Origin of the sequence: Candidatus Didemnitutus sp., from assembly GCA_019634575.1 — a bacterium.
Classification (GTDB): Bacteria; Verrucomicrobiota; Verrucomicrobiia; order Opitutales; family Opitutaceae; genus Didemnitutus.
In genome coordinates this window covers 2,499,897-2,523,102 of record JAHCAY010000001.1, presented here as the reverse complement: position 1 = coordinate 2,523,102, position 23,206 = coordinate 2,499,897, and the positions used below count along the sequence as shown (strand labels likewise).

The 23,206-nt window shown below is 68.5% G+C and carries 21 protein-coding genes; 4 read left to right on the top strand and 17 right to left on the bottom strand.

Translation table 11 applies throughout. The annotated features are described in order from the left end of the window. Positions 1–48: 48 nt before the first annotated feature. Positions 49–681, bottom strand: coding sequence for a sigma-70 family RNA polymerase sigma factor (locus KF715_10675; protein MBX3737146.1), 633 nt, complete (start codon positions 679–681; stop codon positions 49–51). A 109-nt stretch (positions 682–790) separates the two neighbouring features. Here KF715_10675 and KF715_10670 point away from each other — a divergent pair, with 109 nt between their 5' ends. Then, entirely contained in the window at positions 791–1,582 is a 792-nt protein-coding gene (locus tag KF715_10670) for a caspase family protein (GenBank protein MBX3737145.1), read from the top strand. Between the two features lie 109 nt (positions 1,583–1,691). After that, positions 1,692–2,465, top strand: a complete 774-nt coding sequence (locus KF715_10665; protein ID MBX3737144.1) for a hypothetical protein — start codon at positions 1,692–1,694, stop codon at positions 2,463–2,465. 49 nt (positions 2,466–2,514) lie between these two features. Here the strand turns inward: KF715_10665 and sixA are convergent, their stop codons facing one another. From sixA to KF715_10600, 13 genes are all read right to left on the bottom strand, one after another. Further along, the gene (gene sixA / locus KF715_10660; protein ID MBX3737143.1) at positions 2,515–2,976 is read right to left on the bottom strand and encodes a phosphohistidine phosphatase SixA; all 462 of its coding nucleotides are present in this window, start codon (positions 2,974–2,976) and stop codon (positions 2,515–2,517) included. 4 nt (positions 2,977–2,980) lie between these two features. Further along, the gene (locus tag KF715_10655; GenBank protein ID MBX3737142.1) at positions 2,981–4,588 is read right to left on the bottom strand and encodes a GH3 auxin-responsive promoter family protein; all 1,608 of its coding nucleotides are present in this window, start codon (positions 4,586–4,588) and stop codon (positions 2,981–2,983) included. Between the two features lie 2 nt (positions 4,589–4,590). Then, positions 4,591–5,685 carry a hypothetical protein gene (locus KF715_10650; GenBank protein ID MBX3737141.1) on the bottom strand — a complete coding sequence of 365 codons (1,095 nt, stop codon included), beginning with the start codon at positions 5,683–5,685 and terminating at the stop codon, positions 4,591–4,593. 127 nt (positions 5,686–5,812) lie between these two features. Continuing rightward, positions 5,813–6,610, bottom strand: coding sequence for a tetratricopeptide repeat protein (locus KF715_10645; protein ID MBX3737140.1), 798 nt, complete (start codon positions 6,608–6,610; stop codon positions 5,813–5,815). A gap of 79 nt (positions 6,611–6,689) precedes the next feature. Continuing rightward, positions 6,690–8,171 (bottom strand): polyphosphate:AMP phosphotransferase, encoded by a 1,482-nt coding sequence (pap, locus tag KF715_10640; protein ID MBX3737139.1) that lies wholly within the window; start codon positions 8,169–8,171, stop codon positions 6,690–6,692. A 6-nt stretch (positions 8,172–8,177) separates the two neighbouring features. Beyond that, entirely contained in the window at positions 8,178–8,543 is a 366-nt protein-coding gene (locus KF715_10635) for a hypothetical protein (protein MBX3737138.1), read from the bottom strand. Positions 8,544–8,628: 85 nt separating this feature from the next. Then, positions 8,629–9,768, bottom strand: a complete 1,140-nt coding sequence (bshA, locus tag KF715_10630) for an N-acetyl-alpha-D-glucosaminyl L-malate synthase BshA (GenBank protein MBX3737137.1) — start codon at positions 9,766–9,768, stop codon at positions 8,629–8,631. Between the two features lie 100 nt (positions 9,769–9,868). Further along, positions 9,869–10,588: a PIG-L family deacetylase gene (locus KF715_10625; GenBank protein MBX3737136.1), complete on the bottom strand. Its 720-nt coding sequence runs from the start codon at positions 10,586–10,588 to the stop codon at positions 9,869–9,871. A 45-nt stretch (positions 10,589–10,633) separates the two neighbouring features. After that, entirely contained in the window at positions 10,634–11,407 is a 774-nt protein-coding gene (locus KF715_10620) for a hypothetical protein (GenBank protein MBX3737135.1), read from the bottom strand. 238 nt (positions 11,408–11,645) lie between these two features. After that, positions 11,646–13,346: a sodium:solute symporter gene (locus KF715_10615; protein MBX3737134.1), complete on the bottom strand. Its 1,701-nt coding sequence runs from the start codon at positions 13,344–13,346 to the stop codon at positions 11,646–11,648. A gap of 103 nt (positions 13,347–13,449) precedes the next feature. Further along, entirely contained in the window at positions 13,450–13,611 is a 162-nt protein-coding gene (locus tag KF715_10610) for a hypothetical protein (GenBank protein ID MBX3737133.1), read from the bottom strand. A 248-nt stretch (positions 13,612–13,859) separates the two neighbouring features. Beyond that, a complete protein-coding gene (locus KF715_10605; GenBank protein MBX3737132.1) occupies positions 13,860–16,427 on the bottom strand; it encodes a PIG-L family deacetylase in 2,568 nt (855 codons plus the stop codon). Between the two features lie 153 nt (positions 16,428–16,580). Next, positions 16,581–17,459 (bottom strand): DUF2911 domain-containing protein, encoded by an 879-nt coding sequence (locus tag KF715_10600; GenBank protein ID MBX3737131.1) that lies wholly within the window; start codon positions 17,457–17,459, stop codon positions 16,581–16,583. A gap of 235 nt (positions 17,460–17,694) precedes the next feature. On the opposite strand from KF715_10600, the gene KF715_10595 reads away from it, so the two are divergent. After that, a complete protein-coding gene (locus tag KF715_10595; protein MBX3737130.1) occupies positions 17,695–19,596 on the top strand; it encodes an acyl-CoA dehydrogenase family protein in 1,902 nt (633 codons plus the stop codon). A gap of 230 nt (positions 19,597–19,826) precedes the next feature. Here KF715_10595 and KF715_10590 read toward each other — a convergent pair whose 3' ends face one another. From KF715_10590 to KF715_10580, 3 genes are all read right to left on the bottom strand, one after another. Further along, positions 19,827–20,183 (bottom strand): hypothetical protein, encoded by a 357-nt coding sequence (locus tag KF715_10590; protein ID MBX3737129.1) that lies wholly within the window; start codon positions 20,181–20,183, stop codon positions 19,827–19,829. A 106-nt stretch (positions 20,184–20,289) separates the two neighbouring features. Further along, positions 20,290–20,634, bottom strand: a complete 345-nt coding sequence (locus KF715_10585) for a hypothetical protein (protein MBX3737128.1) — start codon at positions 20,632–20,634, stop codon at positions 20,290–20,292. 20 nt (positions 20,635–20,654) lie between these two features. After that, positions 20,655–21,521 carry an EamA family transporter gene (locus KF715_10580; GenBank protein MBX3737127.1) on the bottom strand — a complete coding sequence of 289 codons (867 nt, stop codon included), beginning with the start codon at positions 21,519–21,521 and terminating at the stop codon, positions 20,655–20,657. Between the two features lie 258 nt (positions 21,522–21,779). Between KF715_10580 and KF715_10575 the strand changes: the two genes are divergently transcribed. Next, positions 21,780–23,111 carry an MATE family efflux transporter gene (locus tag KF715_10575; protein ID MBX3737126.1) on the top strand — a complete coding sequence of 444 codons (1,332 nt, stop codon included), beginning with the start codon at positions 21,780–21,782 and terminating at the stop codon, positions 23,109–23,111. Positions 23,112–23,206 lie beyond the last annotated feature (95 nt).

Sequence of the window (23,206 nt, the reverse complement as noted above, 5' to 3'; positions counted from 1 at the left end):
TGCGCGAGCGGAGTCCATCCCGGGCTGCGTCAGCGGAGGATGCCGCGCTCAGGCGAGGCGCGCCTTCAGGGTCTCGACCTCGCTTTTCAGCTGCTTGGTGAGGCGGTGGCTGATGAGGTAGACGGCTGCGACGTTCACGCTGAGTTCGCGCGCGACTTTCAGCACGGGCCAGTCCTGCCGCTTGTAGAGATCGAAAATCTGGAAGTGCTTCGCCGGCACGCGGCGCGCGAGCCGCGCCAGCGCGGCGTCGAAGACGTGGCGTTGCCATTCCTCGTCCCACGCGCGCTGCACGTCGGCGCCGTCGGGCACGCGCTCGATGGTGGCGGTGCGGTCGGACTCGTCGAAGAGCGCTGGGCCGGACTGACGTTCGTGCGGCTTGCGGGCGCGGAATTTGTCCGTGATGCGCCAGCGAGTGAGGTTGAGCAGCCAGCCGCGGAACGAGCCGCGCGAGGGATCGGCCTCGAATTCGTGCACGGTCTCGGCGACGCGCTTGAAGACGTCCTGCGCGACCTCCTCGGCGTCGGCGTGCGAGAGGCCGGCGCGCCGGGCGAAGCCGAAGACGAACTGGTAGTAGAGGCGGTAGAATTCGGTCCAACTCGCCTCGTCGTGCCAGTCGCGCAGGCGGAACAGCAGGGTCGGGCGCGTGCGCAGCGTGGACGGCGGATTCGATTCGGGCTCCATGGGACGGTGGCGGAAGTTAGTCATAGTAACGCTTCCGCTCACGTCTTTCTTTCGCATAAAGAATGGCACGGCACTGAAAGATCGACCCGTGCGGCGCCGTTTCCGTCCCATGAGCCGAACCACAACCTCTTCCTCTCGTCGGCCGCCGTTGCGGCGCGCCTTGTTGATCGGTGTCGCGAAGTATTCCAACGCGACAATCGGCGACCTGCCTGGCGCCGACCTCAATTACACGCTCTTGGCGCCTGAGCTGGCGCGCCGCGGATTCACCACCACGCCTTTGTTGAACGAGGCGGCCACACGCTGTGCCATCACGGCCGCCATCGCCGACCTGATCAAAAGCGCGGAGCCCGGCGACGTCTGTCTCATCGCCTACAGCGGGCACGGCAATTCGGTCGCGGATCCGGATACGGACGAGCCAGACGGCGCCAACGAATTCATCTACCCCTACGACGCCGGACCGTTTGCGGCGGCGATTCGCGACGACGAGCTCGCCGCCTGGCTCAAGGAAGCCCGTCCGGGCGTGTCGATCTACTGCCTCTTCGACGCCTGCCACTCGGGCACGATGCCCGACGGCTTCCTGCCGTTCGTGCGGCGTTGGTGGTGGCGGACGCGGCGGTTTTTCCGGCGCGTCCCGTTTTGGTTCCGCCGGCGGGTCGCGGGCGGGCGCGCGATGGTTTTCAGCGCCTGTCGGGACAACGAGGAGGCTGACTATTCGCAGCTGGATCGCGGCCGGTTCACCGACGTGCTGGTCGATGCGCTCGCCCACGGTGCGCTCGCCAGCAATCAGGCGCTCGGCCAGCACCTCGTGCAGTCCTTCGAGGCGCGCGGCTACCGGGACCAACACCCCGAGTTCCGCGGGTCGCCGCAGGCCCTGAGCGCGGGGATTTTCGAGCGCTACTGACGGAGGGCCGCGCGGTGCCGATTTTTCGCCGGCCGCGCGGGATTGCTGAAAGAAACGTCGGGGCGGGGTCGTTTCGGCCTTCGACCCGAAACGTCAATCCCACCGTCCCATGAAAAAATCATCCCTGCAATTTGCCGCCGTCGCCGCTGGCGTCGTGCTGTGCCTCGTCTCGCGTTCCGTCGCGGCCCAACCGAGTCCCGAGGAATACCGCCAATTGATCAGAAATTACTACGGAGCGAAGGAGGAAGCAGCGAAGACCGTCAAACTCTCGGTGTTGAACGAAGGCGGCAACAAGGCGACCGACCAGCAGGCCGCGGAACAGAAGGTCGCCGAGGCCGAGAAAAAACTCCCCCTGATCGACAACGAGGAGATCACCACGATGCTGCGCGCGCGCGGCTTCGGCATCACGGGCGGCTACGGCCAGCTCACCCGGTCCTCGAATCGCCTCACGACGTTCCAGCTGCGCTACAACATTTTTGGCGACGCGACTCGCAAGGCCAACAACCGTCGTTTCCCCTACGAGCTCGACAAGCAGGTCGCGCCGGCGGGTGGAGCGAAAATTCTCGAGGCGCTCAAGGGCGAACCGGAGGACGGGGCTGAGCCCGACATGTCCGATCTCCCCGTCGTGGCGCGCGGCGCCATCAGCGGCATCTACCTGTGGGCCGGCTGGACCGACAAGGAAGTAACGATTGGCACGGAGACCGCCCGCCCGGTCCTCGCCGGCGTGAGCGTCGGCTTCGGCCCGTTGGAAAAAGCGGCGTCCGCCGTGCACCTCGATGTCGGCCTCGCCTTCTACGGCAACAGCAAGATGCCCAAGGACGACATCTACGTCGGCGTCAGCGTCGATCTGGAACTCTTCAAGAAGCTCCTCAAGTCCTTCTGACGCCCGAAGGCTGCACCGCAGGGAAGGGCTCCCCGGTGCTGCGTGCCGCTCACAGCAGCTCCGGCGAGATCAGCCAGCGCGCCGTCCAGCCGCCGCTGCTGCGTTCCAGGCGCAGCACGGCGGCTTTCTTCAAGCGGAAGCGCGCCGGCTCGGCCTTGCCGACCACCAGCAACGACGCGAGCGCGCTGAGATGCGGATCGTGGCCGACGACCGCCACCGGCTTGCGCGCGTCGCCGAGCTTGCGCGCCACGAGCGTCGGGTCGTCGTCGGGTTTCAGTCCGCTGACCTCCCGGTGGGGCGCATCGTCGCCGAGTTGCTTGGCGAGCAGTGCGGCCGTGTCGCGCGCGCGGACGAGCGGGCTGTGCCACCACTCCGCCGTCTCGATCGCGCCGGCGGCGCGCAACAGGCGCGCGATCTGGCGGATCTGCTTCCGCCCCTTGGCGCTCAACGGGCGCGCGGCGTCGAGTTTGCCGTCCTCGGCGTGCGCATGGCGAATCAGGTAGACGTGCATGAATTCATTTCTCGGGGGAATTCCCGGCCAGCGCCAGCGCATCGGCGACCTGGCGGTCGGAGCGGCAGCGCGGGGTCTTGTGCTGGCCGCCCCATTTCCCGGCGTGCTTGAGCCAGCGCTCGAAGCCGCCGGCAGGGACGGCGCACACGCGCGGCGTATCGAGTCCGCCGCCTTGGCGCTTGCCGGCGTAGTCGTCGTTGCGCGCGATGAGTTCGCGATCGAGCGCGGCGGCGAAATTCTCGCGCTCCGGTGCGCTGAGCGCCGCGCCGCGGAACTCGATCCACCATTCGTGGCGGCCGATGGCGCGCGTGCCCGCGGCGGGGAAGAGCGGCGCGACGTGGAAATTTTCCACTGAAACGCCGTGCGCGCGACAGACGGCGGTCAGTGCGTCGGTGATTTCCTTCTCGATGACGTGCTCGCCGAACGCGCTGAGCTGGAGCCGCGTCCGGCCGACGTAGACGAGGCGCGGCGGCTCGAGACTGACGAAGCGCACGAGGTCGCCGATCGCGTAGCGCACGAGGCCGGCCGGCGTGGTCATGAGCAGCACGTAGTCCACGCCCGGCCGCGCGCCGGCCAGCGGGACCGCGCGCGCCGCGGTGCGCACCGGATCGCTCTCGTCGTAATCGGCGAAGGGCACGAATTCGTAGAAAATCCCGTGATCCGCCAGCAGCCGCAGGCCGCTGCTCTCCGTGTCCTGCGCGGCGATGAAGCCTTCGGACGCCGGGTAGACTTCGTGCCGGCGCACGCGGTCGCCGAAGGCCCGGCGCAACTCGTCCGCGAACGGCTCCACCGGCACGCCGCCGTGGATGAGGCATTCGAGGTTGGGCCAGAGATCCGCGAGCGAATCCACGCGGCGGCCACCGCGCCGCGCCGCAGTCTCGCGCAACGCGCCGGCGAGCACGAGCAGCCAGCTCGGGATGCCGGCGACGAGGGTGATGTCGCGATTCCAGGTGCGCTCGGCGATGGCGCGGACTTTTTCCGGCCAGTTTTCCAGGCGCGCGATCTCGCGGCCCGGTTCGTAGAGCTGGCGCTCGGCCCACCACGGGAGATTCAGCGCGGTGATGCCGCTGAGGTCGCCCGAGTAGACCGGCGGCGTGACGCCCGGCACGGGCACGAGCCCCGTGCTGCCGCCGAGGAAAAGATGCCGGCCGCGGAAGACGCTGCCGCGCCCGGTGCGCAGTGCGTAGAAGAACAGCGAATCGAGTCCGGTGTCGCGGAAGTGGGCGAGCATCGCGGCGTTCACCGGGAGCCATTTCGACGGGCCGGCGGTCGTGCCGGACGACACGGCGAAGTGCGCGCAACGGCCTGCGTGCAGGATGTCGGCTTCGCCGCGTTTCATCCGCTCGATGTAGGGCGCAAATCCTTCGTAGCCGCGCGGCTCGACGCGGGCGCGGAAATGTTCGTAGGGCAGGCCGGCTTCGAGGCCGTGGTCGCGGCCGAACGCCGTCGGCGCGAGTGCGCGCACGAGCCGGGCGAACACGGCTTCCTGCGCGGCGGTGCCGTCGCCCTGCATCGCGAGCCGGTGCGCGGTGCGGGCGGCGAGGCGGCGGCCGATGACGCCGGCGAGCTTGCCGGAAAGGGAGGCGATGGGGCGGGCGGGCGCGGTGGTCATGGTCACGCGGCGTGGGCGGGGCGTTGGCGGATGCTCCGGTAGAGTTGCGCGAGGTGCGGCTCGAAGTTGCGCGAGTGGAAGATGAGCGAAGCGTGTTGCACGGGATGATCGGCGTGGTTGGTGACCACGATGCAACGGCCCTGCGGCAGCCAGGCGGTGGTGCGCTGGCTGAGCTCGAGCCAGGTCGGGGCGTTTTCCTGGAGCACGGCGCTTTCCTTTTCCGCGTAGAGAACGAGCGCGGGGCCGGAAAACAGGACGCGCGGCGCGGCGGGCGCGGGCAGGTGATTAAGCGCGCGCACGCGCTCGAACGCGCCGGCGGCGTCGATCGCGTTGATGGTGCCGATGACCGCATCGCGCAGGCGCTGCGTCTCGTCGCGCGTGAGCAGGAAGCGCAGCGCGGAACGGTTTTGCGCGCCGGATTCGAACATGCGCAGGAAGACGGTGCGGGATTTTTCCACCAGCGCGCCGTCGGGCGCGCCGGTCCCGCGCAGGTAGGGCAACAGCACGCGGCCGAGCAGCGTCGTGGGCTTCGGCGCGCCGAGGTCGATCAGGTCGGCGGTGCAGGCGACGGGGCTCACGAGGGTGAGACCCGCGAGCGGCGCCGGCTCGCCCCGCTCGGCGGCGCGGCGCAACAGCTCGAGGACGAGGCCGGCGCCGAAGCTGACGGCGATCAGGGCCGGGCGGACGCCGCGCGTGGCGACGATTTCCCCGATCAGGTCCTCGAGTTGCGCGAGGAAGAGATCGGTCGAGAAACTGCGGCGCGGGTAGTTGAGATAGAACACGCTGCCGAATTTCAGCAGGCCGCCGCGCAACAGGTAGAACGCTTCGGTCGCATCCGGGACGAAGCCGCCGACGACGATGGTGGGCAGCGAGCCGCTCCGCTCCTCGACGCGGATTTGCGCGCAGGCCTGCGGGCCGACGACGCCCGAGGCGAGAAGGCGCGCCTGGCGCGTGGTGACGCGCGGTGTGTGCTCCACGGCGCGGGGCGGGCGGAGCCGATAGCCGGTCGTGCGCACGAGGGCTTGGAGCGGAGCGGTGGTTTGTTGCGAGAGGCGCGCGAGGGTGGGAAACGGCGGGAGAAAAAGGGAGGCGTTCATGGGCCGCGAGCAGCCTACGGCCGGCGTCGGCGCGCCGGGCAAAGCCAAAGCGTGCGCGTCACCGCGGTTTCACGCGGCTGTCACCGGATTGCCGCAATTCCCGCGAAAATGCGGCTCGCGCGCGCGATCAGCGTGTCGCGGTGACGGCGGCGGGGGCGAGCGTGGGGCGCTCGAGTTGCGCGAGGAGGGCGCGTGCCTCCGCGTGGGATTCGTCGTTCTCGGTGGGCGGGAGCTGGAGGCAGCGTTCGAGCGCCGCGCGGCCGGCTTCGCGATACTGGCCCGAGGCGACGGCGATGCGGCCGAGGAGGAAATTCGCCGCGTAGTGGGCGGGGTGCTGCGCGAGGAGCGGCTGGAGCGTCGCATGCGCGGCGGCGAAATCCTGCTGGTGAAACGCGAGCAGCGCACGGGCGTGCGCGCCGGCGACGGGATCGAGGCGGTCGATCTCCGCGGCCTGGGCGCGGGCGCGATCGATGCCGCCGCCCAGCAGCGCGGGCACGTGGCGGTAGAAATTCATCAGGCTGAAACGCGCGGGCACGCTGGTGGGATCGAGCTCGACCGCGCGGCGGTAGTGCGCGAGCGCCTTGCGCCCGTGGCTCACGCGCGCCCCCAGGCCTTCGGCGACGGAGGCGGACCACGCGTGGGCGTTGCCGAGCCAGAGCGCGATGGCGGCGTCCGTGGGCGACGCCTGCGCGGCGCGCTCCAAGAGCTCCACGGCGCACGGATAATCGCGGCGATGGACCGCGAGTTTTCCGAGATAGTAGAGCGCCGCCGGCGCGTCGGGCTCGTCGCGCGCGATCTCCGCGAACGATGCGGTCGCCTCGGCATAGCGGCCGGCGGCGTAGAGCGCGGTGGCGCGCGCGAGGGCGGCGGGTTCGGCGGCGTGCACGGCGGTGGCGAGGAGAAAGGGGAGCGCGAGTCGCTTCATCGGCGGCTCCAGCCGAATGGGCGCGCCGGCGCCGAGTCGAGCGCGGCGGGGTGACGTTTGCGTGACGTGCGGCGGAAACTCAGTCCGCCAGCGCGACCTCGAGCTGCCGGGCGGCGGTGCTGAGCACCTCGATGCGCGCGAAGCGCTTGTCGTCGGCGGGAATGAGGTGCCACGGCGCGCGGCCGCGATCGGTGAGTGCGAGCATGTCGCCGACGGCGATCTCGTAGGCGGCGCGCTGGCGGCGGTTGCGCCAGTCCTCGGCGTTCATCTTGTGGCGCTTGTGCGGCGTGGATTCGCGTTCGCGGAAGCGGCGGAGCTGCTCGGCGTGGGAGATGTGCAGCCAGAATTTGATCACGATCACGCCGTGGTCGGTCAGTTCCTTTTCGAAGGCGTTGATCTCGGCGAAGGCGCGGCGCCACTCGTCCTCGCGGCAAAAGCCCTCGATGCGTTCGACGAGCACGCGGCCATACCACGAGCGGTCGAACACGGCGCAGCGGCCGTCGCGCGGGATGTCGCGCCAGAAGCGCCAGAGGTAATGCGCGTGCTTCTCCTCGGCAGTGGGTTTCGCGACCGGGATGACGCGGTAGTCGCGCGGGTCGGCGGCGCTGGTGAGGCGGCGGATCGCGCCGCCCTTGCCGGCGGCGTCCCAGCCCTCGAAGACGAAAACGACGGCGCGGCGAGCCGCGAAGGCCGAACGGAGCGCGAGGCCGAGGCGCGCGAGCCACTTGTCGCGCAAGCCGTCGTAGCCCGATTCGGACAATTCCTGGTCGAGTTGGAGCCGGTGCAGGCGGCGGAGGCCGGCGGGACGGAGCGGGAGGAGTTTTTTCGGCGCGGTGGCGGGCGGCAGGGCCGCGATCGCGCGCTGGTGGGCGGCGACGCGTTCGAGCAACAACTGGCCGACGTCGAGGTCGCGCTGGCGCTCGTCCTCGGCGTCGATCGTCGTCCAGCGGGCGCCGGGTTGGTTGGTTTTGCGGCGGATGAGCGCGGCGGTTTTTTCCAGCCGGCGGTAGATGCGGTGATGGTGCCAGTCCTCGTCCGTCACGCGCCACGCGGTGAGGGGATCGGCGCGCAGGGTGCGGAGGCGGCGGCCCTGGGCGTCCTCGGAGAGATGGAGCCAGACCTTGACGATGAGGGTGCCGCCGTCGACGAGGAGTTTTTCGAAATCGCGGATGCGCTCGGCCTCGGCGGCGACATGGGCGAGCGCGCGCTTGTTGCGCGCCTCCTCGCGCAGCGTCTCCGTATACCAGGAGCCGGCGTAGAGTCCGATGCGGCCCATCGCAGGGAGGTCGCGCCAGAGGCGCCATTGGTGCGGATGGGCTTCCTCGTTGGCGGTCGGCGGGTGCCACGAGAACGTTTCGACGCCGCGCGGGTCGAGCCACTCGGCGAGGGTTTGCAGGAGCGTGCCGCGGCCGGCGCCTTCGGGGCCGGCGACGATGAGGAGGACCTTGAACGGGACGTGTTTGATCGTCAGCTGGAGCTGCACGAGCTGCTCACGCAGGGCGGAGGCGCGAGCCTTGTATTGGCTGCGGTTGAGTTTCTGCTTCCGGCCCGATGACGCCATGCGTCCTTAATTGGCCGGGGGGACGGAGGGGGCAATGCCGGAGTCGGGATTCGCCGGCGGCTCACCCGTCGGAGGCGGCGGCACGGTGGGCGGGATTGCGGGCGGAGCCGCGGGTTTCGGGGCGGCGGCTTTGGCGGGTTTGCGCTTGGCGGGGCGGCGGGTGCGCAGCGCCTGCAATTCGAGACGGAGGCTCTTGAGCGATTTCTTCGCGCCCTTGGCGATTTTCTTGGCCTGCTTGTATTGCTTGCGGGCGGCCTTGGCGGCGGCCTTCGCCTTGGCGGCGGCTTGCTTGGCGGCCGCGGCTTGTTTCTCGGCCGCGGCGATTTTGGCCGCGAGTTTGGCGTCGGCGGGTCGGGGAGATGGGGCGCGCATGGTGACGGAGGACGCCACGGAAAGTAGCCGGCGACGGGCGGGCTGCAACGGCGCCAATGTTACATCTGCGGGCGCGCGGGACGCGTCAGTCGGTCCGGGCCGCCACGCGGCGGTAAAGCTCTTCGTAGCGCGGCACGATGGCGGCGGCGGAGAACTTCTCCCGCGCGCGAATGCGGCCGGCGGCGCCGAGCGCGGCGCGGCGCGCGGAGTCGCGCAGCAGCGTCGCGATGCCGGCGGCGAGGGCGGCCGTGTCGCCGAACGGCGCGAGCACGCCGGTCTCGCCGTCGCGTGTCACCTCCGGGATGCCGCCGACGGCGAACGCGGCGCTGGGCACGCCGACGGTCATGAGTTCGAGGATGCTCAGGCAGAAGCTTTCCACCTCGGAGGTGAACAGGCCGAGGTCGGCGGCTTGCAGATAATCCTCGATGGCGTTGACGCGTTCGCGGATCACGACGCGGTCGCGCAGGCCGCGGCGGCGCACTTCTTCGGCGAGGCGCGAGCTGTCGGCGCCGGCGAGGATCACGAGCTTGCAGGGCAGGAGCGGGGCGAGTCGCGCGAGGGTATCGAGCAGCAGGTCGATGCGCTTGAGCGGGCGGAGATTCGAGAGGTGCAGGAGCATCGCCTCGTCGGGCGCGAGGCCGAGTTCGCGGCGGACTTCGTCGCGGCGGTGCGAGCAGGCGTGCGGCTCGAAGAAATTGTGGATGACCTCGATCGGGCGCTGCACGCCGAGGAGGCGCACGGTCTCGGTGCGCATGAACTCGGAGACGGTGGTGATCGCGTCCGAGTTTTCGAGGGCGTGCTTGATCGCGGGGCCGTAGCCGGGGTCGCGCCCGAGCAGCGTCGTGTCGGTGCCGTGGAGCGTGGTGATGATGCGCAGGCGGTGCTCCTCGTGCAGCATGGCGCGCGCGAGGAAGGCGGCGGTCGCGTGCGGCACCGCGTAGTGCACATGCAGGACGTCGAGGGCGTGGGCGCGGGCGACCTCGGCCATCTTCACCGACAGCGGGAGCGTGTAGTCCGGATATTTGAAGAGGTCGTAGCTGTTGACGACGACCGGGTGAAAAAACACCCGCGGGCCCGTCGGCAGGCGGAACGGCTGCTCGTAGCTGATGAAATGGACTTCGTGACCGCGTGCCGCGAGTTCCTCGCCGAGTTCGGAGGCGAGGATACCGCTGCCCCCGACGGACGGGTAGCAGGTGATCGCGAGTTTCAGGGGGCGATGGGACATGCGAGCAAGTTTCGGCTAAACGCAAAGACGCAAAGGCGCAAAGAAGCGATTCACCGTGCTTTGCGTCTTCGCCGCTTTGCGTTTCATGAAAAGGCTCGATTCAAAAACGCCGCGCGCCGCGCGAGATGTCGGTGAGCGAGTGGAAGACGAGCGGATCGTTCGGCCAGAGGAGCTGGGCGTGGGCGACGCCGGCATTGAGGCCGTGGACGCGGGCGCGGGCGAGCTGCAGTTCGACGTAGTTGCGCGTCTTCATCTGCGAGGCGTGCGCTTCCATGGCTTTGGTCCAGGCGGTCATGATCGGTTTATCGGAGATATCGATCACGACCGGTGAAATGTCGCGCGGTTCAGCGCTGGGGCCGAGGGCGTAGAAAAACAGCTGGCCGACGGCGTGCGGCGTCTGGCTCTTCAACTCGGTGACGCCGCCATAGCGGGCGATGCGCGTGGCGTCGCGCACGAGCTGGCCGAGACGCCAGTGGTCCGGGTGCTGGTTCGGCTCGGGCGTGGGCGCGAGCACAATGGCGGGACGGACCGCTCGGATGGTCGCGGCGAGTTTCAGCGCATGGGCGTTGCGCACGTCGAGGTGCGAGTCGCCGTCGAGATCGATGAATTCAACCTTCGCGCCGAGGAGCTTCGCGGCTTTTTCCGCTTCTTTCGTGCGCTCGGCGGGCGTGCCGTTCGTGCCCGCCTCGCCGCGCGAGCAGACGACGAAGTGCGCCGGCCGCCCGGCTTGCGTCTCACGCGCGACGATGCCGCCGGCGCCGAACTCGATGTCGTCCGGGTGCGCGCCGAAGGCGAGGAGAGGAGCGGTGGTGAGGTTCATGCGTTGCGGAGTTTGTCACTTAATAGGTGACAAGTTCGAGCCGGTTCAGGAGGGAAAATCGGGCCAGGCTTCGTCGGAGCGTTCGATGGAGTCGCGGGGGACGAAGGTGATGTCTGGGGCGTCGGCGACGTTGAGGTAGGCCTGTTCGCCGGCGCCGCAGACGTAGTGCGTGCAGTGAATGATGCTTTGCATCCAGCGGAGGCGCGAGTCGCGGGTCGGGCTGATTTGGGCCTTCGCGAAGGACTGAGCGGGGAGCGTGACGTAGCTGTTGCCGCCTTCGTGGAGTTTCAGCGCGCCGTCGAGCAGGCGGGCGCGGACGGTTTCGCCCTGATGGGGCACGTCGACAAAGCATTCCGTGATGTCGCAACCGGCTTCGCGCACGGCGCGGTCGCCGGAGCGGACGACGCGCACGCCGTCGAGCAGGCCCATGGCGCGATACATCTCGAGGCAGAAATCGGCGACGTTGTCGGCGCGCACGGCGCGGAACGCCTCGAGCGCGCGCGGCGAGACGTAGGCGCCGAGTTCGCGCGCGGTGTTGGCCTGCCAGTTTTCGGGGATGCGCTTGAGGAAGAGCGGGGAAAACTTGCGCTGGAGTTTGTTCGCGAAGGCGAAGTTCACCGTGTGCGGCGCGTCGGTCTTGAGGTGGCGCAGGGTGGTCTGAGTCTCGCGCGGGTCGTGGTCGCTGTCGTGGTAGAAAAACACGATCTCGCCGCCGATCTCCTGCTGGAGGCGGCGCGCGGTGACGAACTTTGCGTGGAGGAAGCGGCGCGGGAAAATGCCGCAGGGTTGCTGGCCGAAGCAGATGATCGGAGCGCTCATGCGGAAGCCTCGGAAGGTTTAACCACGACGGAGGCTTGGCGGAGATGGCGAAGCAATGGACACGAATGGACACGAATGAAACCAAACCCAAGCAGGCGGAGGGAAACCACAGATGGACACAGATGGGCACAGATGAGGAGGAGACGCGGCGAGGCGGCGATTCGGTATCTGTGTGAATCTGTGTCCATCTGTGGTTGGGCAGGTTTTCTATTCGTGTGAATTCGTGTCCATTCGTGGTTCAAGTCGTCTGGGGCTTGGGCAGGACGAGCTGGAGGATCACGGCGAAGGTCATACAGGCGACGCAGCCGATGACGTTATACCAGAGATAGGAGATGCTGAGCGTGGCGTAGAGCACGAAGACGAGGACCTGCGCGGCGAGCGCGCCCCAGAACACGGCGGTGCCGCGCACCCATTTGACGAAGAACGCGACGAGGAACAGCCCGAGCACGACGCCGTAGAAGATCGACGCGACGATGTTGGCGAACTGGATCAGGTTCTCCGCGAGCGTGATGCTCATCGCGAAGATGATCGCCGCTACGCCCCAGAACGCGGTGGCCCATTTGCCGGCGGCGACGTAGTGCGCGTCGGGCCGGCTCGTGCCGCGCAGCTGGTGCACGTGGCGGTAGAAATCGACGACGGTGGTCGAGCCGAGGGCGTTGAGTTCGCCGGATTTCGAGGAGAAGGTCGCGGCGAAAAACACGGCGACGAGCAGGCCGATGAGGCCGTGTGGCAGATGATCGACGATGAAGGTGATGAAGACGTAGTCGGCGTCGGTGGTCGGCGTCTTCGGGTCGGCTTCGCGCAGCGCGGCCTTCGTGGCGGTGCGGGCGGCCTCGGTGCGCTCGTGCGCGGTGAGCGCGGCGGTTTGGGCGGCATGGGCGGCGAGACTGTCGCCGGCGCGTTCGGCCGCGACCCACTCACGGAGATGCTGCTGCTTCTCGGCGTGGGCGGAGTTGAAGTCGGCTTCGAGGGCGCGGAGTTTTTCGCCCTGTGCGCCGGCGATCTGCTGGTGCCACGCGGTCTGGTTGAAGAAAACGGGTGGCTGTTCGAACTGGTAGAACACGAACACCAGCGCGCCGAGGAGCAGGATGCAGAACTGCATCGGGATCTTGAAGAGCGCGTTGAACATCAGGCCGAGCCGGCTCTCGCGCAGCGAGCTGCCGGCGAGGTAGCGCTGCACCTGCGACTGGTCGGTGCCGAAATACGACAGCGCGAGAAACATGCCGCCGAAGACGCCCGTCCAGATGGTGTAGCGCTTATCGAGATCGAGCGAGTAGTCGACCGCGTCGAGTTTGTGGAAGCCGCCGGCGACGGTCAGCGCCTCGTGCAGCGTGAGGCCGGCGGGAAGCTTCGAGAGCAGGATGAAGAACGCCGCGGCCATGCCCGCGAAGATGACGCCGATCTGGTATTTTTGGGTGAGGTTCACGGCGGGCGTGCCGCCGGTCACGGTGTAGGCGACAACGAGGATGCCGCTGCAGAGGATCGTGAGATCGAGCCGCCAGCCCATCACGGTCGAGAGCACGATGGCGGGCGCGTAGATGGTGATGCCGGCGCCGATGCCCCGCTGGACGAGGAAGAGAGCGGCGCCGAGCAGGCGCGTCTTCGCGTCGAAGCGCTGCCCGAGGTATTCGTAGGCGGTGTAGACGTTCAGCCGGCGGAAAATCGGCAGGAAGACGATCGAGATGACGATCAACGCGAGCGGTGCGCCGAAGTAGTTTTGCACGAAGCCGAGGCCGCTTTCGTAGCCTTGGCCCGGCGTGGAGAGGAACGTCACCGCGCTCGCCTGCGTCGCCATCACGGACAGGCCGATGGTGAGCCAGTGGGTTTCGCCGCCTTTGACGTAGGTCTTGAGGTCGTGTTGTCCGCGCGTGCGCCACATGCCGTAGGCCGCGATGGCGACGAGCACGCCGAACATGACGAGGTAGTCGGCGGCGTTCATGCGCGCGGGGAGAAATTGAACACAGAGGACGCAGAGCTCACAGAGGAGGCAGGGATCGAAATGCGACCGCGCGGAGACATGGAGAGGCGGCAGGTGCGGTGCTTCATGCGAAGTGGCGCGTCAGCCACGTGAGCAGCGCAACCCAGAGCGCGAACACGCCGAGCACGAACCAATACATCGCGCGCCACGTGCGCAGCGCGGGCAGGCCGGTGCGGCGATCGTCGTCGCGTGGCGGAGTGGGAGTTTCTTCAGGAGCGGGCGGCACGGGTGATCCGGAGAGGAGATTTAACCACGGATTGCACGGATGACACGGATGGGAAACGGGGAAGGATGCTCGACGCGTGATCAGTGTGATCCGTGCAATCCGTGGTTAAATGAAGCGGAGCGCGAGGGGTGGCGTTCAATCGCCGCGTGTCGGTGCGAGGTAGCCCGACCTCTCCGAGGGCGGGTGAGGCAGCGACGATCCTGAACCCGCGCCCGGAGGTCGCGGGCCACCTTGAGGCGCGGCGCGGTTTATTCATCGTGCAACGAAACGAGGTTGGCGAAGAGCCGCCACGCGCCGGGGACGCCCGCGGGGAGCTGGCGGAAGAACGCGAGGCCGGTGTAGACGTAGTAGCCCTTGCCGTGGCGCGCGACGAGCAGGCTGCTCTTCAACGGCGTTTCGCCCGGATCGCTCATCGCGAGCAGCGGCGTGAAGTGCGCCTCGTCCCACTTCGAGGGGAAATACGCGCCGCGCTCCTGCACCCAGCCGTCCCAATCGGCGGCGGTGATCAGGTTCGGGCGCGTGAGTGCCGGGTGCTCCGCGAGCGCGGTGACGGGGGCGCGCTCGTCGGTGACGCGGAGCGCCGGTGCGGGGCCTTCGATGGAGAGCGCGTAAGGCGCGAGCGTCGGTGCGGCGAGGCCGTTGGGGCGGTTGTATTGCGCGATGACGGTGCCGCCTTGCTCGACCCACGCGAAGAGGCCGACGAGGTGGTCCTTGAGGTCGGCGCGCTCGTTGAATGCGCGGACGCCGATCACGACGGCGTCGAGACCGGCGAGTTTTTCGGGCGTGAGATCGGAGCCGGCGAGGCGGCGCACGGTGCAGCCCATCTGTTCGAGGCACTCGGCGACGTAATCGCCGGCGCCCGGCAGGTAGCCGATGTTTTTCCCACGGAGCGCGAGGTCGAAGCTCGCCACGCGCACGCTCGCAGGCGGCTGGAGGAGGATGAGCGGCAGGTGCGCGTAGTGGAGCTCCACGCGCTTGTTCGAGTAAACATGTCCGCCGATCTCGGCCTCGGCCGCGAGACGCCCGGCGCCGCCGGTGGCGGGCGCGGTGAGGGTGAAGGTGAACGTCGCCTTCGCGTCGGGTTGGTCGAACGCGAACGGCTGCTCGGCGGGCGCGACGGTCCAGCCTGCGGGCGCGCGGAGGCGCAGCGTGCCGCGGCCGGCGCGCGCGGCGGTGATAGTGACGGCGACCGGCTTCGCCGCGCCGGGCGCGACGAAGAAAATCTCCGAGGCGAACGCGAGCGAGACGGGCGGGATGATTTCGACGCCGCGGCGATGTTCGCCCTGGCCATCGCGCGTGACGAACTGAGGTTCATCAGCGACCGAAATCGTTTGGTCATCGATGCGAAATTCGTGCACGAGCTCCACGACGGGAGGGTTGTCAGGCAGACTGATTAAAGACGGGTCGGAGACTTGGGCGATGCCGGCCGCGCCGGGTTCGCGTAACCAGTAAGGTTGAGAGACAGATGTCGCAGTTGGGATCGTCACAGTAGCGTCCGCATGCGTGATCGTTGAGTGGCTAACGGCGGCTGGGGACCGGACGAACGTGTCGGAGACTCCGATTCGGACGTGGGTGCCCTCAAAAAACATCACCGGCCGGGTGAGAATGGATAACTGAAACGAAATACTGCTTTCGATGGTGAGTTTCTCGCCGGCGACGAACTCGGGCTGCGTAACGGTCGAGTTCACCTGGAGTTTGACGACCGACAGGAGCACACGGTCGAGTTGGGCGCGCTTGTCTGCGACGACGGCGTCCGACGGGAGCACAGCGAGCTGTTTCCGCACGGCGAGCAAGCCCGGCAGCGAGGCCGCGGGTGCGTCGGGTTTGAAGTCGGCGATGATCTTTTCGAGCGCGGCGTCGATGGCTGCGCCGCCGGGGTAGCGTTTCCAGGTCGTGTCGACGCCGTCCATGAGGTCGCTCGTGGCGGGTTCGCCGGCGAGGAGGAGAAAGGTCTGGCCGTTCGGGCCGGTGCGCGGACGGAGCGCGAAGCCGCCGAGGCCTTGCGTCTTGTGCTGCGAGCGGGAGAGCGCGGCGATCTGGCCGAATTCCTGGCCGCTGGCGGCGTCGGTGCCGGCGATGTCTTCGGAGAACGGCGTGCCGGGGAGCGGGAGCGGGGCGTTGGCGGGGCCGCCGAAGCGGAAGACGTTCCAGAGCACGCGGCGCGGTTGCCAGGGCGTGAGGCCTTGGGCGAGTTGCTCGGGGTAGGCGGTCGGGTCACCGGCGAGTTTGAAGGCTTCCACGGCGAGTATCGCCGAGGCGGTGTGGTGGCCGTGGCCGCCGGAGCCGGGCGGCACGGGGAAGCGCGTGACGATCACGTCCGGGCGGAATTGCCGGATGATGCGGACGACATCGCCGAGGACTTCTTTTTTGTCCCAGAAGGCGAGGGTTTCCTCGGGCGTCTTGGAAAAGCCGAAGTCGATGGCGCGGGTGAAAAATTGCCGACCGGTGTCGATGCGGCGGGCGGCGAGGAGTTCCTGGGTGCGAAGGACGCCGAGTTTCTCGTCGAAGTCGCGGCCGAGCTCGTTTTGCCCGCCGTCGCCGCGCGTGAGGGAGAGATACGCGGTGCGGAAACCGCGCCCGCGCGCGAGGTAGGTGATGAGCTCGGTGTTCTCGTCGTCGGGGTGCGCGCCGATGTGCAGCACGGTGCCGACGGTGCGCAGCGAGCGGAGTTCCTGCGCGATCGCGGCGGGGGCGAGCGGCGCGGGAGCGGGATCGGCGAGGGCGAGGGGAGTCGCGAGCAAGCTCGCTCCCACCAGCAGAACGGGACGAATTCGGTTGAGGGTGTGGAGGGCGAGCGGGAGGCGACGGGAGAGCATTACGGCGGCGGAAACAGAAACGGGCGGCGGAAGGAGGGCGGCAGGGGCGCTTGCACTCAAGCGCCCTCGCGTGCGAAGGGCCGTTGAGGACGACGGCCCCGACCGGAAGCGCCGCGTTCGATGAAGGGGAACGCGGCGTGTGGGCGAGGCGGTTTACTTGACGCGAGCGATCAGCGCCTGGTTGAGGCGCGTGTATTCCTCGCGGAGCTCGCCCGGCTTTTCCTTCTCGGTGAGGGCGAGGGATTCCTCGGCGGCGGCCTTGGCGGCGGCCTTGTCGCCCATTTTTTCGAGGATGAGGCCCTTGCGGTAGATCATCCACATCTGGCCGGGGCGGGCGGCGGTGGCGGCGTTCATCCACGCGAGGGCTTGCGGCAGGTTGTGGTCGTTCTCGTAGAAGAACATCGCGGCCGAGAAGAGCAGCATGGCGTTAGGCTTTTCCTGGGCTTTGATGGCGGCTTCGAGCTGCGGGGCGAGGAGGCCGACGGTGTCGACCACGAGCGGGACGGTGACGCGGGTCTTTTCCCAGGTGAGGTTGAGTGTCGCAGAGGTGTCGCGGATGTCGTTGAGGCCGATCCAGAACGTCTCGCTCGCGGTGGGCAGCGTGGTGGCTTGCGCGGTCACGCGCACGATGTCGTTCTTCTGGTCGTAGGCGTAGGAGCCCCATTGGGACATGTTCTTGTGGACGATGACGGTCCACTCGTGTTCGCCGGGAATGGTGAAGAGCTCGTAGGTGCCGGCCGGGACGTCGGCGCCGCCGAACTTCACGGGCGTGCTGAAGGTGATCTTGGTCGCGGTGTTGGCGCCGGTGCGCCAGACCTCGCCGTAGGGGACGAGGCCGCCGAAGATTTTCCGGCCCTTCATGCCGGGGCGGCTGTAGCTGATCTCGATGTCGGTGATGCCGACCTGCTGCTTGAGCGTGGCGGGCGGGCTGGCCTGCGGGAGGACGAGCTTCGGCGCGGCGGGCGTCTGGGCGTGGAGACAGCCGACGAGCGCAAGACCGACGGCGAGGAGCGGGAGCATTTTGGATTTCATGGGGTGAAAATTCTACGGACGGGCACGCTATGCATGGTGGAAAAAAGAACAAGCGCCCGGCACGGGGTTGAGGCGCGAAGCGGCCCCGGTATTCCCGCGATTAAGAATGCTCACACCGCCCCTCGGCCAAGTGTTACCCGGTCAAGCGGACACCCGGCCGGTTGACTGGCGGGTTTTCCGGGTCGTAGTTGGACCCAAACGCAATCCCCACCGCCGCCTCGCGCGGCGCCGTCCGATGTCCACTCCCACCCCGGAAGCTGTTCCCAAAACCGAAGACCCGCGCTCCGTCATCGACATGTCGAAGATGAACGAGGGCCAGCGCGCCGCGCTCCAAGTCACCGAGGCTGCGCGCGAATCGCACGACGACCTGAGCTTCGTCGCGCACCTGTTCATGGGCCGCTGGCGGCCGGGGAAGATTTTCCCGGTCACCGAAGTGGACGCCGACGAGAAGGCGCGCGCGGACAAATTTCTCGCGGAACTCGCGGCCTTCCTCCGCGCGCACGTCGACCCCGATGCCATCGACCGCACCGGCGAGATTCCCGACGACGTCCTCGCCGGCCTCGCGCGCCTCGGCGCCTACGGCATCAAGGTCCCGCAGCGTTACGGCGGCCTCGGCTTCTCGCAGACGACCTACTGTCGCGCCTGCCAGCTGATCGCGAGCCATTGCGTGAACACCTTCGCGCACCTCTCGATTCACCAGAGCGTCGGCGTCGCGCAACCCGTGGTGCTCTTCGGCACAGAGGAACAGAAACAACGCTTTCTCCCGCGCGTCGCGCGTGGCGAGATCTCGGCCTTCGCGCTGACCGAGGGCGGCGTCGGCTCCGATCCGGCGCGCATGACGACCAAGGCCACGCCCACCGACGACGGCGAGGCCTTCCTCCTCAACGGCGAAAAACTCTGGTGCTCGAACGGCACGCGCGCCGGCCTGCTCATCGTCGCCGCGCAAACGCCGCCGAAGCTCGTCGACGGCAAGCCGCGCACGCAGATCACGACCTTCGTCGTCGAGGCGAACACCCCTGGCGTCGAGATCGTGCACCGCTGCCAGTTCATGGGCCACCGCGCGATCTACAACGGCGTGTTGCGCTTCACCGATGTCCGCGTGCCGCGCGCCAACATCGTCGGCGGCGAAGGCCGCGGTCTGAAGGTCGCGCTTTCCACGCTGAACGCCGGCCGTCTGTCCATTCCCGCAGCGAGTATCGGCACCGCGAAGCGCTGCCTGCAGATCGCACGCGAGTGGGGCAAGACGCGCATCCAATGGGGCGTGCCGATCGGGCAACACGCCGCCGTGGCGGAAAAGATCCGCCGCATCGCCGCCCACGCGTTCGCGATGGAGGCGATGCTCGTGACGACCTCGCGCATCGTCGATCGCGACAAGAAAGCCGATATCCGCCTCGAAGCCGCGATGTGCAAGATGTGGGGCACGGAAAAAGCCTGGGCCTGCGTCGACGATCTCATGCAGGTCCGCGGCGGCCGCGGCTACGAGACGGTCGAGTCGCTCCTCGCGCGCGGCGAGACGCCGTATCCGGTCGAGCGCATGATGCGCGACACGCGCGTCACGACGATCTTCGAGGGATCTTCGGAGATTCTCCGCCTCTTCATCATGCGCGAGGCGCTCGATCCGCACCTGAAGATCGCCGGCGTCGCGCTCAACTCCGAGCGTCCGTGGGGCGAGCGTCTCGCCAGCGCGGCACAGGCGGCTGGCTTCTACGCGTGGTGGTATCCGCGGCAATGGCTGCCCATCGGCGGCGGTGCGCCGGACGGCATGCATCCGCACCTCGCGGCGCATTTCGGCGAAGTCGCCGGCATCTCGCGCCGGCTGGCGCGCACGTTGTTTCACCAGATGGTGAAGTTCGGCGCGAAACTGGAAAAGCGACAGGTGTTGCTCGGGCGGCTGGCCGACATCGGCGCGGACGCGTTCGCCATCGCGGCGACGTGCACCTACGCGCAGAAGCTGCTCGGCGACGGCGAGCCGGCGGAGAAGATCCTGCCGCTCGTCGACGATTTCGTTGCCCAGGCGCGAGTCCGCATTCGGCAGAATTTCGACGGCATCGCGCACAACGCCGACCAGCACGGCTACAAGCTCACGCAACAGATCCTCGCCGGCGAACACGTCTGGGCCGAGCGCGGCATCCTGTGAGGCACGGCCGCCGGGCACGCGGGGAGCGGGAATGCAGCGAGTTCAGCGATCCCGCGCCCGTCGCGTCACCTTGGGGCGGCTCTCTCGCCAAGCGCCACGGTGGGCAGCGTGGTTGCACGCGCCTGCCGTTCTCCGCCGCGCACCCAAGGTCGCTCCCACCGTTTCCGGCCCATAGGGGTTTCGGGTCACCGCTGCTAAGACTAGCGGACGGCAAAACCGGTGGACGGCGCTCACTCCTGGTCGTCGATGAAATCCGAGTAGCGCGAGGCGTGGTCGTGATAGGCGCGGTTCCAGAACTGGCAGGCGGCGAGGTAGGTCTCGCGCCCCTGCGTGGCGCGGACGAAGTAGGCGAGGCGGTTGAGAAACATCCGCTCCTCGCGCGCGTTCGTCGGCGAGGTCACGAGTGCGCGATTCTCCCAGGCGTCCTGCAAGGCCGCGAGCGACTCGCGCCGGTCCTCCACGCTGCGCGTGCGCACGGTCGGCAACTCGATGGCGCGTCCCGCGGGGCGAAACGCGAGGGAACTGCCGACCAACGCGAGCACAAGGACGCCGCTCAAAAACACCTTGGACTTCAACGTCGCATACACGCCGGAGTTTTTTGCCGTCCGCTCGCGGATTTCCAGCGGCGCGCGGCGAACGGCGGCAATTTTACGGACAGCTTACGACTCGACGCCGCGCAGTGGGGGACCGACCTCAGGGTTTCTTGGGCGCTTCCTGCTTGGGTGGGTCGAAGGTGACGCCGCGCGTGGCGTCCTCGATGTCCTTCAGCCCCTGCTGCAAGGCGGCGCGGTCGGCCGCCGTGTCCTTCACGACCGGCTTGCCGCTGGAGAAATCGATCGTCTGCGCGTCGTGCTTCTCGAGATCGACGGGCGGATTCGCCGCCGGGGTGGCGGCGGGAGCGGCGACCGGGCCGACGAATTTCTCCGCCGCCGGTTTGTTCCGCAGCTCGGCCCGCCGCGCGCGGACGAACCACAGCACGAACGCCATCACGCCCACGAGCAGGAGGAGCAGCACGACGATTTCCTTGGAGCGACGCACGGCGGCAAGTTACGCCCGGGTCACCCGAGCGCCAGAGCAATCACGCCCGCGACCATGCCGCCGGCGGCGAGAAGGCGGCGACGGGTGTCACCTTCCTTCAGCACATGCACGCCGAGGAATGCGCCGATGACGATGCTGATTTCCCGTGCGGGCGCGACGTAGCTGACCGGCGTGAACGTCATCGCGAAAAGGACGAGGATGTAGGCGGCGGGCGCGAGGAATGCGACGGTCAGCGCCTCGCGCCGGTGTTCGCGCCAGCCCGCGGCGACCTCGGGCAATCGTCGCAACGCGAACGGCGCGAGCACCGCGCACATCACGAGCTGCGTGCCGGCGTCGTAGAGCGGCGGGGCGAGATGCAGGTGCGCGACGGCGCGCTGATCCCAGACCGTGTAGCCGGCGATGCAGCAGCCGCAGACGAAGCCGTAGAGCAACCCTTGCCGCAGGTGCGCGCGGTCGGAGTGCAGGAGCCGCGCGCCGCCGGTCAGGTAGAAAACGCTGGCGACGATCGCCGCGCCGCCGGCGAGCGCGAGCGCGCTGGGGCGTTCGCCGAAAAGAAAGATGGCGGCAACCGTGGAGAACAGCGGCCCGGTGCCGCGCGCGAGCGGATACACGAGCGAGAAATCGCCGTGCCGGTAGGCGTGTTGCAGCATCAGCGCGTAGAGCGTCTTGATCAGTCCGCTGCCGAGGATGACGAGCCACGCGCCGGCCGGCAGCGCGAGCGGTCGCCATTGCGCGTAGGCGACGATGGCGGGTGCGTAGAACGCGAACGACAGCAGGCCGGTCCCCCACACGAACGGCAGCCCGCCACCGGAGCGCTTCGCGGCCAGGTTCCACGTCGCGTGTGCGGTGGCGGCGGCGAGGATGAGGACGAGGGCGAGCGCGGACATCGGAGTGAACTCATACCGATGACGCGCCGCTTTTCGACTCTTGTCGTCGTGCAGTCCGCCGCGCGGAACGCGGAGACCGAGTCGCGCGGGACCTTGGGTCGGGCGGATGATGGACTGGCTTCGGCGCTCCCTTCCGCGGCTCGCCATGACCGCGCAACGTCTGGCAACAATGACCGCGTTTCGGTTCCGGCACAGAGCGCGGTCGATCGCGAAACGCCTTGCGACGCGGCGCGGGCGGCCAACTCTCCGCGGTTCGCCATGACGACGCCGGCCGACATTTTCCGCGAGTTGCGCGCGACGCTCGCGCTGGCGTTCCCGATCGTGGTGGGGCAGGTGAGCCAGATGCTGATCGGCGTCACGGACAATGCGTTCATCGGGCGCGTGGGCCGGGCGGAGCTGGCGGCGGCGGCGTTCACGCACGGAGTGTTCACCACCTTTTATGTCGTGGGCATCGGCCTGCTGCTCGGCGCCGGCGTATTCGCGGCGCGCGATCACGGCGCGGGGCGCGAGGCGGGTTGCGCGGCGTGGCTGCGGCACGGGCGGGCACTGGCTTTGGCGGTCGGCGGGGTTGCGTTTGTCCTGCTGCTCGGTCTTTCGACGCAGCTTCACCGTTTCGGCCAGCCGGCCGAGGTGGTCGCGATCGTGCGGCCGTATTTTCTGCTCATCGGGGCGTCGTTCCTGCCGGCGCTGTTTTTCCAGGTGCAGCGGCAATTCTGCGAGTCGCTCAATCAGCCGTGGGTGCCGATGGCGATCATGCTCGCCGATGTGGGACTGAACGCGCTGCTGAACTGGCTGCTCGTGTTCGGGCACTGCGGGTTTCCCGCGATGGGGTTGGTCGGATCGGGCGTGGCGACGTTGTTCGCGCGCACGGTGGCGGCGTTGGCGATCTACGGATGGGTGCAGCGGGCCGCGGCGTTCGCGAGCGTGCGCGCGGCGGCGGAGAGCCGCTGGGAACGGGCGCGCTTCGTGGAACTGCTGAAACTCGGCGTGCCGGCGGGCGGGATGCTGTTGTTCGAAGGCAGCGCGTTCGCGACGGCCGCGTTGATGATGGGCTGGCTCGGCACGGTGCCGCTGGCGGCGCATCAGGTGGCGCTCGGCTGCGCGTCGCTGACGTTCATGTTCCCGCTCGGACTGTCGACGGCGACCAGCCTGCGCATCAGCCAGGCGCGCGGTGAAGGGCGGCACGGCGCGGTGCGCGCGATCGGCTTCGGCTCGCTCGCGACCGGGGCGGCGGTGATGGGGGCTTTCGCGATGGTTTTCGCGCTGGCCGGGCCGTGGATCACGGTGGCCTTCACCACCGCGACCGACGTGGCGGCGCTCGCGGCGCGGTTGCTCGTGGTCGCGGCGATTTTCCAGCTGTTCGATGGCGTGCAGGTCATCGGCGCCGGCGCGTTGCGCGGACTCACGGACGTGCGCGTGCCGACGTTGCTGACGTTCGTGGCGTATTGGGTCGTGGCGCTGCCGCTCGGCTACGGGCTGGCTTTCCACGCGACGCTCGGGCCGGTCGGCGTGTGGACGGGACTGGCGTTCGGATTGGCCTGCGCGGCGGTGGCGCTCGGCGGACGCTTCCACCGGCTCACGGCGCACTGACCTTCGGCGCGAACGACTCGGCGAGCGTGGCGCACGCGGAGAATGACCGGTCGGCGCGCGCATACGGTGCGAGTGACCGGAAAAATGTCATAACG

Excerpts from the sequence above, each read along its gene's own strand:
- KF715_10675 (MBX3737146.1), bottom strand. The coding sequence starts at position 681 with ATGGAGCCCGAATCGAATCCGCCGTCCACGCTGCGCACGCGCCCGACC.
- KF715_10670 (MBX3737145.1), top strand. The coding sequence starts at position 791 with ATGAGCCGAACCACAACCTCTTCCTCTCGTCGGCCGCCGTTGCGGCGC.
- KF715_10665 (MBX3737144.1), top strand. The coding sequence starts at position 1,692 with ATGAAAAAATCATCCCTGCAATTTGCCGCCGTCGCCGCTGGCGTCGTG.
- sixA (MBX3737143.1), bottom strand. The coding sequence starts at position 2,976 with ATGCACGTCTACCTGATTCGCCATGCGCACGCCGAGGACGGCAAACTC.
- KF715_10655 (MBX3737142.1), bottom strand. The coding sequence starts at position 4,588 with ATGACCACCGCGCCCGCCCGCCCCATCGCCTCCCTTTCCGGCAAGCTC.
- KF715_10650 (MBX3737141.1), bottom strand. The coding sequence starts at position 5,685 with ATGAACGCCTCCCTTTTTCTCCCGCCGTTTCCCACCCTCGCGCGCCTC.
- KF715_10645 (MBX3737140.1), bottom strand. The coding sequence starts at position 6,610 with ATGAAGCGACTCGCGCTCCCCTTTCTCCTCGCCACCGCCGTGCACGCC.
- pap (MBX3737139.1), bottom strand. The coding sequence starts at position 8,171 with ATGGCGTCATCGGGCCGGAAGCAGAAACTCAACCGCAGCCAATACAAG.
- KF715_10635 (MBX3737138.1), bottom strand. The coding sequence starts at position 8,543 with ATGCGCGCCCCATCTCCCCGACCCGCCGACGCCAAACTCGCGGCCAAA.
- bshA (MBX3737137.1), bottom strand. The coding sequence starts at position 9,768 with ATGTCCCATCGCCCCCTGAAACTCGCGATCACCTGCTACCCGTCCGTC.
- KF715_10625 (MBX3737136.1), bottom strand. The coding sequence starts at position 10,588 with ATGAACCTCACCACCGCTCCTCTCCTCGCCTTCGGCGCGCACCCGGAC.
- KF715_10620 (MBX3737135.1), bottom strand. The coding sequence starts at position 11,407 with ATGAGCGCTCCGATCATCTGCTTCGGCCAGCAACCCTGCGGCATTTTC.
- KF715_10615 (MBX3737134.1), bottom strand. The coding sequence starts at position 13,346 with ATGAACGCCGCCGACTACCTCGTCATGTTCGGCGTGCTCGTCGCCATC.
- KF715_10605 (MBX3737132.1), bottom strand. The coding sequence starts at position 16,427 with ATGCTCTCCCGTCGCCTCCCGCTCGCCCTCCACACCCTCAACCGAATT.
- KF715_10600 (MBX3737131.1), bottom strand. The coding sequence starts at position 17,459 with ATGAAATCCAAAATGCTCCCGCTCCTCGCCGTCGGTCTTGCGCTCGTC.
- KF715_10595 (MBX3737130.1), top strand. The coding sequence starts at position 17,695 with ATGTCCACTCCCACCCCGGAAGCTGTTCCCAAAACCGAAGACCCGCGC.
- KF715_10580 (MBX3737127.1), bottom strand. The coding sequence starts at position 21,521 with ATGTCCGCGCTCGCCCTCGTCCTCATCCTCGCCGCCGCCACCGCACAC.
- KF715_10575 (MBX3737126.1), top strand. The coding sequence starts at position 21,780 with ATGACGACGCCGGCCGACATTTTCCGCGAGTTGCGCGCGACGCTCGCG.